This window comes from Cyclobacterium qasimii M12-11B, from assembly GCF_000427295.1.
Classification (GTDB): domain Bacteria; phylum Bacteroidota; class Bacteroidia; order Cytophagales; family Cyclobacteriaceae; genus Cyclobacterium; species Cyclobacterium qasimii.
Genome location: NZ_ATNM01000035.1, coordinates 48897 through 66222 on the forward strand (window position 1 = coordinate 48897; position 17326 = coordinate 66222).

Annotated in this window: 19 protein-coding genes and 1 pseudogene; all 20 read left to right on the top strand. The window is 33.5% G+C overall.

Going from position 1 to position 17326, the window contains the following annotated elements; all coding sequences use genetic code 11:
* Nucleotides 1–172 precede the first annotated feature (172 nt).
* The 20 genes and pseudogenes from ADICYQ_RS03580 to ADICYQ_RS25740 all read left to right on the top strand — a co-directional run bounded on the left by ADICYQ_RS03580 (nt 173) and on the right by ADICYQ_RS25740 (nt 16978).
* Nucleotides 173–3319, top strand: a complete 3147-nt coding sequence (locus ADICYQ_RS03580; RefSeq protein WP_020891670.1) for a sacsin N-terminal ATP-binding-like domain-containing protein — start codon at nt 173–175, stop codon at nt 3317–3319.
* 636 nt (nt 3320–3955) lie between these two features.
* Nucleotides 3956–4321, top strand: a complete 366-nt coding sequence (locus ADICYQ_RS03585; RefSeq protein WP_040414348.1) for a hypothetical protein — start codon at nt 3956–3958, stop codon at nt 4319–4321.
* A 135-nt stretch (nt 4322–4456) separates the two neighbouring features.
* Nucleotides 4457–4894 (top strand): hypothetical protein, encoded by a 438-nt coding sequence (locus tag ADICYQ_RS27565; protein WP_020891673.1) that lies wholly within the window; start codon nt 4457–4459, stop codon nt 4892–4894.
* 51 nt (nt 4895–4945) lie between these two features.
* The gene (locus tag ADICYQ_RS03590; RefSeq protein ID WP_020891674.1) at nt 4946–6166 is read left to right on the top strand and encodes an AIPR family protein; all 1221 of its coding nucleotides are present in this window, start codon (nt 4946–4948) and stop codon (nt 6164–6166) included.
* Nucleotides 6167–6316: 150 nt separating this feature from the next.
* Nucleotides 6317–6841, top strand: coding sequence for a hypothetical protein (locus tag ADICYQ_RS03595; RefSeq protein ID WP_040414351.1), 525 nt, complete (start codon nt 6317–6319; stop codon nt 6839–6841).
* 555 nt (nt 6842–7396) lie between these two features.
* Nucleotides 7397–7651 (top strand): annotated as a pseudogene (locus ADICYQ_RS29235) (Fic family protein); the annotation flags it as partial.
* Nucleotides 7652–7741: 90 nt separating this feature from the next.
* Nucleotides 7742–7981 carry a hypothetical protein gene (locus ADICYQ_RS03605; RefSeq protein WP_020891678.1) on the top strand — a complete coding sequence of 80 codons (240 nt, stop codon included), beginning with the start codon at nt 7742–7744 and terminating at the stop codon, nt 7979–7981.
* A 3-nt stretch (nt 7982–7984) separates the two neighbouring features.
* Entirely contained in the window at nt 7985–8389 is a 405-nt protein-coding gene (locus ADICYQ_RS03610) for a type II toxin-antitoxin system VapC family toxin (RefSeq protein ID WP_020891679.1), read from the top strand.
* Between the two features lie 71 nt (nt 8390–8460).
* Entirely contained in the window at nt 8461–8793 is a 333-nt protein-coding gene (locus ADICYQ_RS03615) for a hypothetical protein (RefSeq protein WP_020891680.1), read from the top strand.
* A gap of 369 nt (nt 8794–9162) precedes the next feature.
* On the top strand, nt 9163–9495 hold the full coding sequence (locus ADICYQ_RS03620; protein ID WP_040414353.1) for a hypothetical protein: 333 nt from the start codon (nt 9163–9165) through the stop codon (nt 9493–9495).
* 143 nt (nt 9496–9638) lie between these two features.
* Nucleotides 9639–10346, top strand: a complete 708-nt coding sequence (locus tag ADICYQ_RS03625) for a hypothetical protein (RefSeq protein WP_152520453.1) — start codon at nt 9639–9641, stop codon at nt 10344–10346.
* A 228-nt stretch (nt 10347–10574) separates the two neighbouring features.
* Nucleotides 10575–10943, top strand: a complete 369-nt coding sequence (locus ADICYQ_RS03630; RefSeq protein WP_020891684.1) for a type II toxin-antitoxin system RelE/ParE family toxin — start codon at nt 10575–10577, stop codon at nt 10941–10943.
* Complete coding sequence (locus ADICYQ_RS03635) at nt 10940–11230, top strand: helix-turn-helix domain-containing protein (protein ID WP_020891685.1); 291 nt, start codon at nt 10940–10942, stop codon at nt 11228–11230. The genes ADICYQ_RS03630 and ADICYQ_RS03635 overlap by 4 nt, the downstream gene beginning before the upstream one ends.
* A 161-nt stretch (nt 11231–11391) precedes the next feature.
* Complete coding sequence (locus ADICYQ_RS03640; protein ID WP_020891686.1) at nt 11392–11841, top strand: hypothetical protein; 450 nt, start codon at nt 11392–11394, stop codon at nt 11839–11841.
* 807 nt (nt 11842–12648) lie between these two features.
* Entirely contained in the window at nt 12649–13077 is a 429-nt protein-coding gene (locus tag ADICYQ_RS03650; RefSeq protein WP_020891689.1) for a hypothetical protein, read from the top strand.
* 746 nt (nt 13078–13823) lie between these two features.
* Nucleotides 13824–14609 (top strand): Fic family protein, encoded by a 786-nt coding sequence (locus ADICYQ_RS03660; protein ID WP_020891690.1) that lies wholly within the window; start codon nt 13824–13826, stop codon nt 14607–14609.
* Nucleotides 14572–14946 (top strand): Fic family protein, encoded by a 375-nt coding sequence (locus tag ADICYQ_RS29510; RefSeq protein ID WP_316929258.1) that lies wholly within the window; start codon nt 14572–14574, stop codon nt 14944–14946. The genes ADICYQ_RS03660 and ADICYQ_RS29510 overlap by 38 nt, the downstream gene beginning before the upstream one ends.
* 334 nt (nt 14947–15280) lie before the next feature.
* Nucleotides 15281–15514, top strand: coding sequence for a hypothetical protein (locus ADICYQ_RS03665; RefSeq protein ID WP_020891694.1), 234 nt, complete (start codon nt 15281–15283; stop codon nt 15512–15514).
* Complete coding sequence (locus tag ADICYQ_RS03670) at nt 15499–15795, top strand: type II toxin-antitoxin system RelE/ParE family toxin (protein WP_020891695.1); 297 nt, start codon at nt 15499–15501, stop codon at nt 15793–15795. The genes ADICYQ_RS03665 and ADICYQ_RS03670 overlap by 16 nt, the downstream gene beginning before the upstream one ends.
* Nucleotides 15796–16414: 619 nt before the next feature.
* Nucleotides 16415–16978, top strand: coding sequence for a sigma-70 family RNA polymerase sigma factor (locus tag ADICYQ_RS25740; RefSeq protein WP_020891696.1), 564 nt, complete (start codon nt 16415–16417; stop codon nt 16976–16978).
* Nucleotides 16979–17326: the final 348 nt, after the last annotated feature.

Below are 17326 nucleotides of genomic sequence, written 5' to 3' on the forward strand. Positions count from 1 at the left end.
TACCAGTGCCCAACAATGCATAAAAATAATAGCCGAAATAGCAGTAAATACAAGGGTTGTAGCCCGCTTCAATTTTCTTGTAACTTAACAGGAAAGTGCCACGCAATCGGCTACTATTCTTATACTAACCGTTACAAGCAAGTATAAAAAAACATCCTACCAAACAAAATAAATGGAAGAAACTTCAAAATTAGAGAGAGAGGAAATTCTAAATAATGCAATTAATGAATCTGAATTATCAGACTTAAAGCAACACGCAGATAAAATGATTAGAGGTTTTGAAAACTTCAATTCATTTTCCTCAAATAGAGCAGTTTGGGAACTAGTGCAAAACGCTTGTGATTTATCGGAGAATTGTGAAGTTACTATTGATTACCGAAATAATGGCTTTTCCTTTACACATAATGGTTCGCCATTTAACACTAAATCTTTTATCTCATTAATAAAACAAGTGAGTGGAAAGTATGGAGATGAATCAGAACTTCCTGAAGTAGGAAAATATGGAACAGGTTTTTTAACAACTCATACGTTTGGACGAAAATTTGAAATTAACTCTGTATTAAAAGCAAAGGAAACATATTTTGAGATTAAGAATTTCTTAATAGACAGAAGTCCTAGAGAATGGAAAGAACTTAGCCAAAATATTAAAAATCAAAAAGAAAAAGTTTATAACCTAATAAGAGAAGGTGCTATTTTACCAAATCATACCAATAAAACAACTTTTACTTTTAAACCAGAAAGTTCGCAAGAACAAAAATACATTGAAGAATCAAGCAAAGATTTAGAAGACTATATCCCGATTGTTTTAACAATCAATGATAGACTAAACAAAGTTGAAATACTAAAAGATAATAAACAGACTTTCTTTGAAAGAATATCAAAAATAAAAGTTCCTAACCATCAAGGAATCAATCTTTTTAAAACAACAATTAAACTAAACGGGAACAATAAAATAGTCTATTCAATTATTGATGAAACTGACGAAATTGAAATTATCTTACCAATTAATGAAGATTTAGAACTATATACGTTTCCAGAGCGAATAGCTCGTTTATTTTTATACTATCCATTAATCGGTTCAGAGGATTTTGGCCTAAACTTTATTATAAACTGTAAACAATTCCTACCTACCGAACCAAGAGATGGTATTCATTTAAAGAGTAATAAAGACCAAGTTCAGGAACAAGAGCAAGAAAATACTAGATTAATTGAAAAGGCATCCAAAATAATCTTTGATTTTCTAAAGAGCAATGTTCTAAAGGTTTCAAACCCTTTATTATATGCTAAAATAAATTTTCAAAGAGATTCTGAGAATACGCTTTTAAACGAGTATTTTGAAGGTTTACAATCATTATGGACAGAAGAATTTAAAGCATTGCCTATTGTTGAAACATTAACTGGTTTTAAACCAGTTAATGAAGTTTGCTTTTTTGAGCAAGAGATTTTAGAGAATATAAATTGTTTTAATGAGATTTACGAAATAACATCAAAATTTAAAGACAACTTACCTATCAGTTCGTCTGTTCAAATGTGGAGTGAATATGCAAATGAATGGTCAAACGAAAGCCTAATCTTTGTTGGTCATAAAAATATTGTAGAATATATTTCTGAACAAGAATTATCTAGTTTTAATAAATCAACATTAATTAATTATTACAGTCATTTAATTGGTATTGAGAAAACAAAATATTTTTCAGAATTGACTTTACTTCCAAATCTAGATGGTCAATTTCGTTATTTAGCTCCATTACTAACACCTATGGACTTAAACGAGACATTAATCAACATTGGTAAAATATTAATCCCAGATTCAATTGAAAAATTAATTCATACAGATTTCCATTTCAACTTTCATTACGAAACATTTAATAGAAAAAGTTTCTCTAATAGTGTGAAAACTATATTAGATGAATTACAAATTAGTTCTAAAATATGCCTTCCTGAATCAACTGAACTAGATGATTATAATGATATAGATGCTTCAATCGAAAAAATTGATTTTGTTTTTTTTAAGAGCCTTATTAAATATTGCAAACTAAGCAACAACATTAATTCACAGAGTAAACCTATTAATCTTACTAAAATTATCAGTATTTATTATACGCTAGATGATGACCTAATAGAATTAAATAACCTTAGCAATTTAGAAGACAATCTTGATATTAGGTCAGCACGTAAAATTTTAGCTCAAGCCTTTTGCAATTTATTGCAATTTCATAACAAAGTTTGGGTAGAAAAAAATATTCAGTTTTTACTTGACATTGCAAATTGCAACGAAGATAGTTTAAAGGATGTCTTTTCAAATTCAAAAATATTTCCAAATCAAATAAATCAGTTAAAATCTATTAATGATTTGAAGCGTGATTTAGAAGTTTTGATAGAAATTAAAGATTTGTATAACAAAGTTAATATTGAAGAAATTAGAGAAGATTTAGTTTATAAAGAATTCAATAGTTTCATAGCAGAAGATAGATTTATCACAACTAAATACCTTACAACACAAATTGAAGAAACTTTTTTCAATACAGATATAAGAGATATTAACGAACACCCATTCAAAGAGGAAATACTTGGTATAATTTCAAAATTAAGTAAAAAAGAATATGCTGAACTATTTCCAAGACTAGATGATAAGAAAGCTAATTTAATGCTTGAAATAGTTACAAATGAAAATACAAAAGATGATATTTTTTCAATTGTAACGCTAAAAGAATCTCAATTAAAAAGTCTTGGAAAATTAATACAAGAATCAAACTTTGAAGATATACTTAATGTCGCCAATACATTAATCCAACAACAAATTGAAAATAAATCAGACTTTCGACATAAATATGAAATTGGAACAAACATAGAAAGACTTATTCGAGAAAAACTATCATTTGAATTACAAGAAAGAGTCACTTTCGATAATAGCAAAGAAATAGAAACATCAGATATTCAAGGAGGACAAGATATTGTTATTATTATAGATGAAAAACCAATATATTTTATCGAAGTAAAGTCAAGATGGAGTTCTGTTAGTTCAGTATCAATGAGTAAACTTCAACTTCAAAGAGCAGTTGAGGAAAACGAAAACTATGCACTCTGCTCTGTAGATATAACTCGATATTCAGGTATAAATGACAAATACCATTTACCTATTGAAGAAGTGTTGCCACTTACAAAATTTGTAACCAACATAGGAAATACAATTAAGCCTTTAATTTCGGAAAATTTAAGTGCTGAAAAAAATCTAACGGATTCAATTCATTTGATAGATTATAGAGGTATAATACCACAAGAAATAATAAAAAAGGAACTGACTTTTCTGAATTTGTAAATACGCTAATTGCAATAATTAATAAAAATGCTAAAGAGTTTAAATTAAACGAAGTGGAAAATACCAGCTTGTAACAATGTATATAAAAAATAGGCGAAACAGTGCTAAATTCAAGGTTTTTGGCTCGTATCAGACTTTGTACTTAACCGAAAGTTTAGTGCTTCATAATCGCCTACTTTTCATATACCAAACGTTATGCATAAGCAAATGAACCGACATCCAAATGATTAGGAAAATATTAATTAACAGAATTCTATTTGTTATCCTTCCTGTCCTCATTTTTATTACAATATATTTTCTTCACAAAACTGAATAGGATGAATTTAAATTGGAGTTTTTGGACATGTTCATCTTCCTGATAATAATTGGAATCTATTTTTCAATTTCATCCATTAAAAAAGCACTTAAATTAAAAGATGTTCGAGACAAAATAATTTTTGAAGGGAGGACTAAACATCCATAAATTATGAAGATTGATTTTCCCTTCCGAACAAGATTTGTTGAATTTGATATAGATATAGGGAGCAAAGAGATAGAGGTAATTAAAGGAAAAAGATAATACTTAACAGTTAATAAGGCAAGTGAAATCTTAAGATTTCATTCATTTTTATTTAAAAGAAAGATTGAGATAAAGATGTGAAATTTTTATTACTTGAATATCATCACTTTTATGAGTACACGTTTAATGGTTGGATTTCAAGGGAACAATTCGATTATTGGAAATGGTTAAATACAATCTCAATAGTTCTTAATTCAGGAAAAATAGTGGAATTAATTAGTGGGTCTCTTGAAGAGTCAGTCTATAAAAGTGATCTTAGAGAATTGACTGAAAATCCCTATGGACATTTGCCCAAGCAGAAAGTGAAAAACTATTCAGGTATTGGAGAAAAAACAGTAAATCTACTTAGTAGTGAATTGGATTTAAAATATTTAATCATTGATTACTCCCAAGGAATGCCTATGCATAACATTACCTTTGATACAGCGGGCAGAACCGAGTAAATATGAAAATCAATATCTTTAAGAAGTTGGGAATAATAGGCTGGAAGCGAACGTCTCAGAAAGCCCGCCGTCTCCAAGCTGAATCCCGTTAGCGGTAATGCCGAAAAAAAAGAACATTTAAAGTAAACTGAAAATATGGACAGAATAACCGAAAGTTTAATTACAGAACTGTTATCAAATTTAGAAATTATTTCTGAAGACGAATCAAAAGATTTTGAAAAGTTAGCAAACTATACTGTCGTCTCTAACGAATACAATAAGACATTTGATATTGAAACATTAACAGTTGGAGATGGAAATGACACAGGAATTGATGGTATAGCAATAATTGTGAATGGACAACTTGTTGAAAGCACTGACGAAGTGGATGATTTATTAGAAAAAAACAATTCATTAGAAATTGAATACCTGTTTGTGCAATCGAAAACTTCCCCGAGTTTTGATGGTGCTGATATAAATACTTTTATGTTTGGAGTCCTTGATTTTTTTTCAACTAAACCAAAATTGGTTAGAAATGATGATATTAAAAAATTTGCAGAAGTATCTAACTATATATTTAATAAAGCACCGTGATTTAGAGAAAATCCTTCAATTAAACTTTTTTACATTACTACAGGGAAATGGATGAATGATGCCAATTTAAAGGGAATAATTGAAAATGGGGTTGGAAATCTTGAACAGACTAACCTTTTTGAAAAAGTTAACTTTAATCCTTTTGGTGCGAGAGAATTGGCAACAGCGTATAGGAAAACAAAGGAAACCATAAGTACAACTATAAATTTCAACAATAGAATTACATTACCTAAAATAAATGGTGTATCTCAAGCATATATCGGACTTCTGCCATTCTCTGAATTTTTAAAAATTGTTTCAGATAGCGAAGACAATATTTTAAATGTATTTGAAGATAATGTAAGAGATTTTCAAGGAGACAATAATGACGTAAATGGTGGAATCGCTTTAACACTAAATAATGAAGACTCGGAAATATTTAGTGTACTAAATAATGGAGTAACAATTGTTGCAAGTTCAATATCGCCAACAGGAGACCAATTTACAATTTCAGACTATCAAATTGTAAATGGTTGTCAAACAAGTAACGTTCTTTATAATAATAGAAAAAGTGATAATATTAATAATGTTGGAATACCTATAAAATTAATTGCAACAAATGATGATGAAATTAAAACCAGAATTACACTTGCAACTAATAATCAAACACCAATTAAAAAAGAGCAATTAGCGGCCTTAACACAATTTCAACGAAGTTTAGAACAATACTACAATTCATACGCAGGCGATGCAAAAATATATTATGAAAGAAGAGCAAAACAATATAATTCGGACAACAGTGTACTGAAATCAAAAGTTATAACTGTGCCATATCAAATAAAATCTTTCGCTGCAATGTTTTTAGATGAACCTCATAATGTAACAAGTTTCTTTGGAACTATCGTAAAACGACTTAATGAAGGTAAAGCTCAAATTTTCAACAACGTCCATTCATATGCCCCTTATTATACAAGTGCTTTTGCTTTTTACAAATTAGAATCTTTTTTTAGAAAAGGAAGTATAGACAGTTCATTTAAAAAAGTAAGATTTCATATTTTAATGCTTTTCAGAATAATAACTGAAAAAGAAAACCAACCAACTTTAAATAATCACAAAAAAATGGAAAAATATTGTGGGGAGTTGTTGCTAATTTTAAATGATGACGCCAAAGCTTTAAAAGCGTTTAAGAAGTGTACTGACATTATAGAAAATTCAGGTTTTGACAAATCAGATAGGCAGAATTTAAAAGTATTACCAAAAACAAGAATTTTAATTGATTACGCAAAAAAATAGAGGCACTACCGCTAACAGCCATTTTGATTTAGCTGGAATTTAGTAGAATTATCGTTTCGCATCAAGTTTTCGTTAAGCTGAAAATTCATGGGTTATGAACTTCCAGCCATCTCAAAGTGCCAAAACGTTGAAGGCAAATAAAAAAAAAGAATGAAAAAAATAATTACAATCGGACTAATAATGTTGGGCCATTTAGCATTTGGTCAAAAAGAAGAAGTGGTCGAACAAATTGAAGATTCCTATGAATATTATGAAGATGCCTTAAAGAAAATAAAAAGTGCTATGTACGAAATAGAATCCTGCTATGATAAGGATAATAGTCTCAATGATATTCAATCATATGCAAGTAATGCTGAAAGCTATATTGGAAATGCGAAAAGAGATATCGGATATGCAGAAGATGAAGCAGATGATGCCGAAGATGAAGCTTCAAATATAGATTGTTCTGATGCTGAGGATAATGCAGATGATGCCGAAGATTATTTTTATGAAGCTAAAAGGGAACTTAATTTAGCAATGAGCGAATTGTCAAGTGCAGCCTACGAGGATAATATTGATTACCTAAGTGATTATCTATCAAATGCTAAAAATTATATTTCAGCAGCGATTAAAAAAATGAATTATGGCGTTGATGAACTAATCGAAACACTAGAAGCCTTAGAGGATTGTAATTAAACTCAGTAAGCTGTTATATCAATTAAGTCATGCAAGGGAAGATAGAAAAATCTTAGAGTTAATTCTTCAAAAAATCAGGCTATTATATTGGAATAAGCAAAATTGAATTAAAGAAAAAGCCAGCAGAGAACAATTAAGCTACAATGATGCGAAGTAAGGCTTCGGTTCATTGTAGTCCCGATCGATCGGGATTGGACTCAAGCTCCGAGTCAGCTTTCTTCTATGGGGATTGGATTGGTTTTGTTGGGTAATTCAGGGAATTACGTGGCAGTAAAATTATTAAAAAGTAGACGAATTGATTGTCTAGTAGCGCTTTTAAGTCCTTGCTTCATTAATTTTTGAGTTCCACTTGTGTTTAACAGGCTACAGTTTGATAAAGGGGGTGCTGATGGTTTACTGCTTATTATTATCCTTATAGGTATTAATAAGACAGGTTATCAGCCGCAACTATACCCAACAATCAAAAAAAGCAGGGCAATGTGGAGAATTATAAACTTATTTAAAGCAAAAATTGCGGAGATTAGGAGGTGTATTAACCGCATAATTTGCGGATATATGGCTTTTTATATTCAAAACAGAGATAATTGGACTGATTTTACTTGGGATGGCAAGAAAGTGCTTTTGAAATTAAGTGAAATCGGGCACTTGCAAGGAAAACTTCTAGATTGGATTGAAAATGAAATAGAAGTTGACCCTGTTCTTAAAGCGGCAATGGCACATTTATGGTTTGTTACCATCCACCCATTTGAAGATGGAAATGGTAGAAAAACGAGGGCAATTACTGAAATGATATTGGCTCGCTCAGACAGGCAATACGCTACCAAAAAGTTTTAGAGAAACCTACTAATATGAAAAATGAGTATAAAGAAGAAATTTCGTATATTTATTAAAAATCAGAGTATGACACATGCGGAACGCCATATTGTGGAAACTTATTCAGCACTTTTTGAAAGTTTAAGTGCTGTAAGTAAATTGGAATTGCTCGAACGGCTTACAAATTCTATTAAGAAAGGCAGAAGGTTTGATGAAAAAGATTTTTTCAGTTCTTTCGGGGGATTTGCATCAGATAAGCCGGCAGAAGAAATTAATAAGGATATTAGGGAAAGCAGAAAGTTCAGAACAAAAGATTTGAATTTGTAACATATGCAATATTTGCTAGACACGAATATTTGCATATTTTTTCTGCGTGGAAAACTTAATCTTGATGGAATTATCCGGAAGAAAGGCCTTGAAAATTGTTTTATTTCCGAAATAACAGTTTTTGAACTCAAATACGGAGCGGAAAACAGCGATAATCCTAAAAGGTCACACAAAGCCGTTGACAAATTTGTAAGAGGACTGACAATAATTCCAATCTTTGGGATTGTAGATCAGTATGCACTTAACAAGGTCTATCTACGTAAAAAAGGAACGCCTCTACACGATGAGTTTGATTTGATAATTGGGGTTACTGCACTTGCAAATGAAATGACTTTAGTAACCGACAACGTAAAAGATTTCCGACATATTAAAAACTTAAAGTTAGAAAACTGGGTAGAAAGAAAATAACCTCCCTGTTCACAAATAACACCTCCCAAAGAAATTGAAAAAGCGAGTAGGTTGATAGACTCAATTATAAAATGGCAAAGCAGAATCCTTGGATAATCGGAATATTAGGGCTTGGCGTTTTTCTATACCTGGCGTGGAATAATTTTGAAATACCCTTTGCTCCTTGGACAAAAACAGCAGAAATAAAAGCTGTAATTACAGAAAATGCACTTGGGTATGGACCCAAAGGAATGGGATTTGTTCAAATTATCACAATAACCTATCAAGTTGGAGATTCAGTCTATGTCCAGAAGGAAAAACTTTCTCAGAGAGTCAATAAAAAAGAAGTAGGATCGAAGGTTTTAATTGAATATGCTATAAATAATCCTGGTAATTTCGAAATCAAAGGTTTTTTGAAGCATTGAATTAATATTTTCATCAAATAACATTATATATCTATATGGAAAAAGGTGGTTTCATTCCTGTTCATATAGTTGTTTGAGTAGAAGGGTTATTATTTGGATGAAAGAGGAATTAGAAACAATAATGAAAGCACATTGGTAGCATTTGCAGTAGCGCAAAGTTTACCTGAGCAAAGGGATTTGATGATTAAACTGATAGTAAACCTGATAAAGAACTGAGTCTAACATCACCATGGATACAGCGGGCGGTTCCGATTAAATAGAAAAATCAGAATTTTAATGAGCTAGGAGTAAGTTGGGAGCCAACGTTTCCAAATGCCCACCTTCCCAGGTTGAATCCCATTATGGCACATTATAGAAAGACCGAGCTAAATGACAAACATTCGATTTAGAAAGAGGGAAATATCCATTCGGAATATCGGTCCACAGAGATTTTGGATTGGAGTTCTTGCAGGACTGATTTCAACGACTTCAATTTCATTGTTTTTAAATCATTCAAGAGAAGTTCTTCGTTTATTAACAAGTTTGCAAGCTGACTTGCTGATTTTAGAAGAAAATGAACTTCTATTTTTCAATTATTTCTTCTCATTCCTTTCTTCTGTATTGGGACTTTCAATCACAATATGGATTTGGATGCTGAATAAAAACAAAATCGAAGAAAGGACAGAATTTACAAACAGCTTTCCGGAACGAATGCTTTATTAATAATCTGGGTCATTCTGATGATAATATCTCGTTTTGGTTCAATCCTACCTATAGTTTTATTTGGCACCCCAGGTTACGACAACCATTTAAATCTTTATGAAGAATATTGGATACTTTTTGTTTTGATACCAATCGTCGTATTTATGCAAAGTTGGTTTACGGTTAGGCTTGTTTACCAAGCAGGAAGATGGATTTTTTCAACGTTCCTTCTCTGTATGCTGACTGCATTCGTACTACAATTAACGACTACAGTAAGTCAAGAAAAACTCAATCTTGCATACCATCAAAGGTTTGAAAGGGATTACAATTATATCGACCAAGAAATAAGGATTGCCAAGGAAAAATATGGAATTGACTATAGTGAGCAGACTGTTGAAATTTTGAAAAAACAGGTTACAGAAAGTTCTGTCAAACAGGTTGAAAGTGTTAAAAAGGCATTTTTTGGCGACAGGCCTGTTACATTGGACACGATAATTCTTCAAAAAATAATAATCAGAAATTACAAGGAAGGTGGTAGGTATTATTACAAAAGAAACGCAATTGAAAATTGGCGGTATGCATTACCTATTGACATTTTAAAACAACTAAGCTATTTTGACCAGAACGCTAAGGAAACAAAGGAGCTTCTTGAAGTTCTAAAAGAAATGATTGATTTGGTTAATACACCAGAAATACATTGGCAAGAATATCAAAATTTCACTGAAACAGAAAGACGTAGAAGTTTAGGAGCAAGATATAATATACCTGACCCATTAATAGAACAGTTAAAAAAAGTTCAGACCCGGCTTTTGGAAGACGACCTATATTCTGACTTTTTCAAAAATTTACAAGCAATAAAAGATAGAGAATGAAAGGAATAAGGTGCCACAATAACCAAGCATTCTGACGGTTGGCCCTTCGACCCTTCGGCACCCTTCGACTCCGCTCAGGGGCCGTGCTCAGGGACCACAGGTTCAGGGTTAAGATTATTGTATCGAGACGAAATACTTAATTTAACAAATAATAATATGCCGATAGGGGTTACTCATCAACAAATTTTAAATTTTGAAAATAGTAACTTTTAAGTTACATTTACGTCTATGGATAAAGTAAGGGAAGTCATAGCCTACCAAGACCATTTTGAGAAATTTCTGAGAAAACAAACGGAAAAAGTTCAAAATAAAATCTACAAGGTGATTGAGGCTATTGAAACCCTGGAAAGAGTACCTAAAACTTACTTAAAACCTATCAAGACCAAGAAAGGGTTATTTGAAGCCCGTATTCAGTTGGGTTCAAATATTTGGAGGGTATTTTGTTTTTTTGACGAAGGCAAGCTTGTTGTTTTATTAAATGGCTTTCAAAAGAAATCACAAAAAACACCTCCCAAGGAAATTGAAAAAGCGAGTAGGTTGATGGACCAATACTTTTCCGAAAAAGAATCAGAAAATAAGAAAAGGACGAAACCATGAATACGAAAAGCTGGAAAGACATAAAAGAGGATGTGTATGGAATGAAAGGCACACCCAGAAGAGATGAACTTGATAGAGATTTTGAATCCTTTAAAATCGGTGTATTATTGAAGAAAGCCAGAGAGGATAAGAATTTGACCCAGGAACAACTGGCAGAATTAGTAGATAAGAAAAGAACCTATATTTCAAGAGTTGAAAATAACGGAAGCAACCTCACTCTAAAAACGCTCTTCGACATAGTAGAAAAAGGATTGGGAGGAAAAGTCAAAATTACTATTGAAGTTTGACAACAAAAAAATACGCGATATAACCTCACCATGGATACAGCGGACGATTCCGATTAAATAGCAAAATCAATAGCTTTAGAAGGTTAGGGATAGTTTGGAAGGGATCGCTTCCAAATGCCCTCCGGCTCAAAGTTGAACCCCGTTGTGGTGCATTATCTGCAATGATGAACAAAATTACAATACTTGCTCTTGCCTTAACGCTACATTCCTGCGCAACTAGCACATCGGAACAAAAATCTAACGTCTTAGAACTTGAGATTGATACGCCATTATTAATCGAATTCGAGACTCAAGAAACTGAGCTCAGTGATGCACTCGATTTAATTATTGGACATTTAAGGGCAAAGAATGCTCCTCTTGACAGCCTTTATCTAATGGGATATCAAACTGACTCGATACCATGGAAATTTGATATAGGCCACTATCAGAATTTTGTCTCAAGAGCCCTTGTTATGCAAGGTAATGCTAGGGTTGATTCGATTCTGAAATATGATACAGTTGAATTTATGGAGCCGATCTATATCCCACCAACAGGAAACTTAAGTGGTTATGAGAGATTCATTCTCTATAACCCTGAAACTGGTGAACTCAATGACTTCTTATATCAATGAAAAGTGAACGCATGCCAATTACCAAGTATTCTGACGGCTGGCCCTTCGACCCTTCGGCACCCTTCGACTCCGCTCAGGGGCCGTGCTCAGGGACCATACTCAAGGTCCAGCTCATCGTATCGGGAATTAGGGTTAGTATGGGAATGGTTTTCCCTCTTTTGTTTTTTCAGATGATTAAGGCAACTTTTCTGATGGCTTAATTGCGAGTTTTAGGCTATTTTTACCATTTTAAAATACCTTTCCCATTAAGCTATTTGATCCTTACTGTTTTGCTTCTAAACCTTTATGCAACTCAAAGAGATCTAACTGGAAAGTCATTTTATAGCCATTTTCATTAGAAAGGTGGTCTTTCCCTTAGATTCTTTGACCGAAACACTTAATTTGATGAATAATATGCCGAGGCGGTTGGGGGCATAGGTCATTACTCAACTCGAAGGCTAAATAGATATATACAGTTGTTGTGGGCAATTAAAATGAGACTGATAATAAATAAAACAACCAGACTCAGACGTGAAAAGTTTAATGATTTCCGATTCTGAAGTTGGAGTATATCTGTTTGGATCCTATAAGGAATCTGATTCACCTGCAATTTGGAACAATTGGTTTGAGAAGGTTGAATATGCAATTGAAGCTTCACAAGAATAGGGTGTTAATCAAAATGATTGGCAAGAAATACCACAGCCTTTGGAAAATTGCCAATACGATTGGATAGCGCCAGTAAGAGTGAAAGGGCGAGAAATTGGAAATCCTGAATGGGGCAAATTTGAAAGATTTCAAACGGAGTATGGATAGAAATCAAAACTTGATATGAATAAGCTAAATTTTGAAATAAGAAAAGACCTGGTTAATGATAATTTCACAATATTTTCGACACAAATAATTATTGACGGCAGAAACCTGATTGATTCATTAAAAGACTATGAACTGCGATTTGTGGAAAAAGGTAGTGAAAATATTGCAGGAGCTTATGACGGACTTGACCCAAAAGTTCTTTTTGCAAACTTGACAAATTCCGAGGACGAAGAAAATTCAAAGGAAGATAAATCAGATATACTTGATTGTGACTGTGGTTCACGAGGCTGTTGGACTTTTATGATTAAAGTAATTGAAAAACAAGATACCGTGATTTGGACTGGATTTGAACAAATTCATCTAGGCAAAAATTCTGCGAATTTTTGGGATTATTCTGATTTTAAGGATTTTGAATTCAATAAAAAGAATATTTTAAGAAACTAAATGAACTATTAACTACCCACAACAATGTTTAAAAATATTAGCTGAGAAAGTAGTGAATTCAGGGGGTGTAGCCGATTAAAATTTTCTATAACTTGACAGAAAAGTGCCACGCAGTCGGCTACTATTCTTATGTGTGCCGTTATTGTGCCACGAAGCTGTGGTAATTCAGAAGGGTTAAATCCTACCTAAATAATTTGCTGTTTATTTAGAAGGGCTATTGACAGTTAAACTCGGAAGGGTTAGGTTTCTGCTTGAGCTACGAATGCTCAAATGTGCAAGCTATAATACATAAGCGTGAACCCAGAGTAGCTTCGAGAAGTGTAACTGTAGATAGGAGCGTTTCGATTCCGATTTTTCGGGAAACTCTTGATTATTTCATGGATTAACAGCAATGTGAAGTGCCATGGTCCACCGGAGGTATTGGGGTGGGGTGGTTATAGATGGATTATCTCTATGCTTGGAAGATTTATTTGAAAAGCATATAAATAAGGCTATCGGTTAGTCGTATGAGGGGAAAATTTCCTTTGTTTAACAGGATACGGTTTGAAGAAAGGGACGCGGGTAGTCTGCTTCTTATTATTATCTTAATAGGTAGTAATAATGTAGGCTATCAGGGGCTACTCTACCCAACAATCAAAAAAAGCAGGACAGTGCGGAGTATTGCATGCTTATTTGGAGCAAAAATTGCGGAGAATATATGAATTGCGGAGAATAGGGGGTATATTAACCGCATAATTTGCGGAGATATGGCTTTATACATTCATAACAGAGATAATTGGACTGATTTTACTTGGGATAGCAAGAAAGTGCTTTTGAAATTAAGTGAAACCAGACACTTACAAGGAAAACTGTTGGGACGGATGGAATCGCTTGGTTTTGATTTACAGAATGAAGCAATTCTGAATACCCTAACACTAGAAATTGTAAAGTCATCTGAAATCGAAGGAGAAATCCTAGAAACAGAACAAGTGCGTTCTTCCATTGCACGTAGACTTGGAATTGACATTGCAGGTGCAATCGAATCGGAAAGGCATATTGATGGCATTGTAGAAATGATGTTGGATGCAACGCAGCGATATGATTTGCCTCTCACAAAAGAACGATTATTTGGATGGCATTCAGCACTTTTCCCAACTGGTTGGAGTAACCTATTTAAAATAACGGTAGCGGATTGGAGAAAAGACACTAAAGGTTCTATGCAAGTTGTGGCGGGACCATTGGGTAAGGAAAAGGTCCATTTTGAAGCTCCAGCTGCAGAGCGGATAGACTATGAAATGGAGAAACTTCTAGATTGGATTGAAAATGAAATAGAAGTTGACCCTGTTCTTAAAGCGGCAATTGCACATTTATGGTTTGTTACCATACACCCATTTGAAGATGGAAATGGTAGAATAACGAGGGCAATTACTGAAATGATATTGGCTCGCTCAGACAATAGCGTTAAAAGATTTTATAGCATGTCGGCCCAAATTAGGGTTGAGCGGAAACAATACTATGGCGTTTTTAGAAAGAACACAGAAAGGAAATTCTGAAATAACAGAATGGATTTTGTGGTTTTTAGCATGTTTGCAGGAGGCAATAAAGGCAACTTATGTTGTACTTCAAAAGGTACTTCAGAAAGCTGAATTTTGGAAAATGCATGCTGCAACCATTTTAAATGAACGTCAGCAAAAAATGATTAATAGATTATTTAACGGATTTACAGGAAAACTTACCACCACAAAATGGGGCAAGATTTGTAAATGCTCTCAAGATACTGCCTTAAGAGATATTCAAGATTTGATTAAGAAAAATATATTACACAAAGATCCAAGTGGTGGAAGAAGTACCAATTACGAATTGGTAGAAATGCCAGCTACCAACAATTAAGCTACAATGTTGAGCGTCAGATTATCAGCAATGTGAAGTGCCATGGTCTACCGGAGTCATAGGGGTGGCGTGGTTATAGAGGGATTATACCTATGCTTGGTAGATTCATGTGAAAAGCAAATAAAGAAGGCTATCGGCAAGCCGTAGGATGGAAAACTTGATAGCTTGTTCTGTATTTTACAGGATACTGTTTGATGAAGGGGTTGCTGATAATTATCTTCTTATTATTTTTAGAGGTATTAATAAAGTAGGCTATCAGGCGCTACTCTACTGAGCAAGCCCTACACTAGTGAATATTCTCCAACTTATTACAAAAAAACAAGTATCTTAGAATATGGTAACTGACGAACATAAAAATAGGCTTATCGAAAAAATTAAATCAATCCATGACAAGGATATCATTGATGAAATTTATAGGCTTCTTAAGGTTGACTTTGACGATCCGGTTTATGTGACAAATGAAAAACAAAAAGCTGAAATAGCTGAAGCCAGAAAACAAATCGAAAAAGGAGAAGGAATTGATTCTGAAGAAGTTTTCAAAAATGTGCGTAAATGGCTAAAAAAATAAAATGGTCTCCTCTAGCCGAAAGGGAATTCAAAGAAATTATAGCGTATTGGACTAACCGAAACAAATCAGAATCCTTTAGTGAAAAATTAATTGATTTGTTTGAGGACGCCACAGAGTTGATTGCCACTTTTCCAGAAATGGGTCGGTCAACGGACATTGAAAATGTTCGTCAGAAATTAGTCCGAGATTATTTAATCTTCTACGAGGTAGACGGAGAAATAATAAATATACTAACAGTTTGGGATCCAAGACAAAACCCTGACAAATTAGAGCTACGGTAAATTGTGTAGAGACAGCTCATAACCTCACCTTGGATAAACGAGAACTCATAGTAGCTTCGAGAAATGTAGCTAAAGATGTGGAGCGTTTTGATCACGATTTTCGGGAAAATCCTGGGACAACCTAGTCCCCTTCGACCCTTCGCCACCCTTAGACTCCGCTCAGGGGCCGTGCTCAGGGGGCAGATCATCGTATCGAGAATTAGGGTTACTATAAGGAATGATTTTCCCTCTTTTGTTTTTTTAGATTATTAAGGCAACTTTTCTGATGGTTTAAGCGGAATTTTTGGGTGGTTTTTACCATTACTGAGTTGAGGTTCCCGTGAGAGGGCGGTAAGGCCTCCTTATTTTTTTAAGCAAATGGTAATGTCTTTCGAAAAAGTAGTTGGCGAGAAAGAAACTCTTCTTTATTCATCAGTTTTGCCTGGAGGAGATTTTAAGGTAAGGGTAGTGGACAGCTAAGTTCATTCTGCTGGGTTCTCAAGGTTCCAATATTTCTAAAATTTGCGGTATCGTACATGAAAATGAAATTATACTATATTATATGTAATAATTTTAATTTAAAATAGTGAATGTTTAAAAAATCCTTATATTTAGGAATTAAGCACCAATAAACCCAAAAATGTCTCAATATAAACTTGATCATTTCTCAAGTGAAATACTTGATATTAATAAGTTGGAGTCTTCCAAGTTGTTAAAGGATATTTTTTTATGGGATAATTTCAGAAATGGTGCTGACGTTGCATTTATTCAAATTTATGAGCAATTTTTTGATTGTCTATATGCTTGTAGCAATCGCTTATTTCAAAATGAATCCCAGACCAAAGACGGGAATCAGGAAGTCTTCTTTGACCTCCGGCGCCTAAGACATAAAATAGGCTCTACTGTCAATATTAAGTTTTATTTACTTAACTGCCTTAAACGGAAACTTCAGAATTATTTTTCCAAATGGGAACACATTAGGGAAAGCCTCGAAACCAGTCAGGATTTTGATTTTACAATTTTACATCAACAGCAGTTGATTGATCAACAAATGGGAATGGAGAAGACTGAGGAGTTTAAGAAGTCCAGAGAAATTTTACTAGGGTTCGGTATATGGAATACCAGGGGCTTAAAGTCCTCTCAAAAGATAACCTGCAGCAACTGCTTCTGGAATCAGAGCCGAAAGAGAAGATTGAAAAAGTAACCTTCTTTCAGTTGGCAATCCATGGGGCAATTTGACTGCATTGCAGCCATTCTTCACCTTTCGTTGGGCCTAGTGGCTGTCGCACGCTTTTACCGGAACTACACTGGAATTGATTGCGAATGAAACGATCTGGTTTGGCAGTTTTCAGGAGAAGACTTTGGAGTAGGTATTAAGAAGCATGACATACATTAAGGAATTTAAATAAAGCATACACGAAAAGATGTTTCAATTAAAATTTTAAATCTATGGTATACCTACATGACCCCTAAAGTAGCAGGCTGGTAAAACCAACCGGCAAAGGACTTGTCTAAAGATGGTGAACATTTAGGAATGAGGCCATCCGTATAC

Excerpts from the sequence above, each read along its gene's own strand:
- ADICYQ_RS03640 (WP_020891686.1), top strand. The coding sequence starts at position 11,392 with ATGATGAACAAAATTACAATACTTGCTCTTGCCTTAACGCTACATTCC.
- ADICYQ_RS03635 (WP_020891685.1), top strand. The coding sequence starts at position 10,940 with ATGAATACGAAAAGCTGGAAAGACATAAAAGAGGATGTGTATGGAATG.
- ADICYQ_RS03650 (WP_020891689.1), top strand. The coding sequence starts at position 12,649 with ATGAATAAGCTAAATTTTGAAATAAGAAAAGACCTGGTTAATGATAAT.
- ADICYQ_RS29510 (WP_316929258.1), top strand. The coding sequence starts at position 14,572 with ATGGCGTTTTTAGAAAGAACACAGAAAGGAAATTCTGAAATAACAGAA.
- ADICYQ_RS03580 (WP_020891670.1), top strand. The coding sequence starts at position 173 with ATGGAAGAAACTTCAAAATTAGAGAGAGAGGAAATTCTAAATAATGCA.
- ADICYQ_RS03610 (WP_020891679.1), top strand. The coding sequence starts at position 7,985 with ATGCAATATTTGCTAGACACGAATATTTGCATATTTTTTCTGCGTGGA.
- ADICYQ_RS03605 (WP_020891678.1), top strand. The coding sequence starts at position 7,742 with ATGACACATGCGGAACGCCATATTGTGGAAACTTATTCAGCACTTTTT.
- ADICYQ_RS25740 (WP_020891696.1), top strand. The coding sequence starts at position 16,415 with ATGTCTCAATATAAACTTGATCATTTCTCAAGTGAAATACTTGATATT.
- ADICYQ_RS03595 (WP_040414351.1), top strand. The coding sequence starts at position 6,317 with ATGAAAAAAATAATTACAATCGGACTAATAATGTTGGGCCATTTAGCA.
- ADICYQ_RS03615 (WP_020891680.1), top strand. The coding sequence starts at position 8,461 with ATGGCAAAGCAGAATCCTTGGATAATCGGAATATTAGGGCTTGGCGTT.
- ADICYQ_RS03625 (WP_152520453.1), top strand. The coding sequence starts at position 9,639 with ATGCAAAGTTGGTTTACGGTTAGGCTTGTTTACCAAGCAGGAAGATGG.
- ADICYQ_RS03660 (WP_020891690.1), top strand. The coding sequence starts at position 13,824 with ATGGCTTTATACATTCATAACAGAGATAATTGGACTGATTTTACTTGG.
- ADICYQ_RS03670 (WP_020891695.1), top strand. The coding sequence starts at position 15,499 with ATGGCTAAAAAAATAAAATGGTCTCCTCTAGCCGAAAGGGAATTCAAA.
- ADICYQ_RS03620 (WP_040414353.1), top strand. The coding sequence starts at position 9,163 with ATGACAAACATTCGATTTAGAAAGAGGGAAATATCCATTCGGAATATC.
- ADICYQ_RS03630 (WP_020891684.1), top strand. The coding sequence starts at position 10,575 with ATGGATAAAGTAAGGGAAGTCATAGCCTACCAAGACCATTTTGAGAAA.
- ADICYQ_RS03665 (WP_020891694.1), top strand. The coding sequence starts at position 15,281 with ATGGTAACTGACGAACATAAAAATAGGCTTATCGAAAAAATTAAATCA.
- ADICYQ_RS03590 (WP_020891674.1), top strand. The coding sequence starts at position 4,946 with ATGAATGATGCCAATTTAAAGGGAATAATTGAAAATGGGGTTGGAAAT.
- ADICYQ_RS27565 (WP_020891673.1), top strand. The coding sequence starts at position 4,457 with ATGGACAGAATAACCGAAAGTTTAATTACAGAACTGTTATCAAATTTA.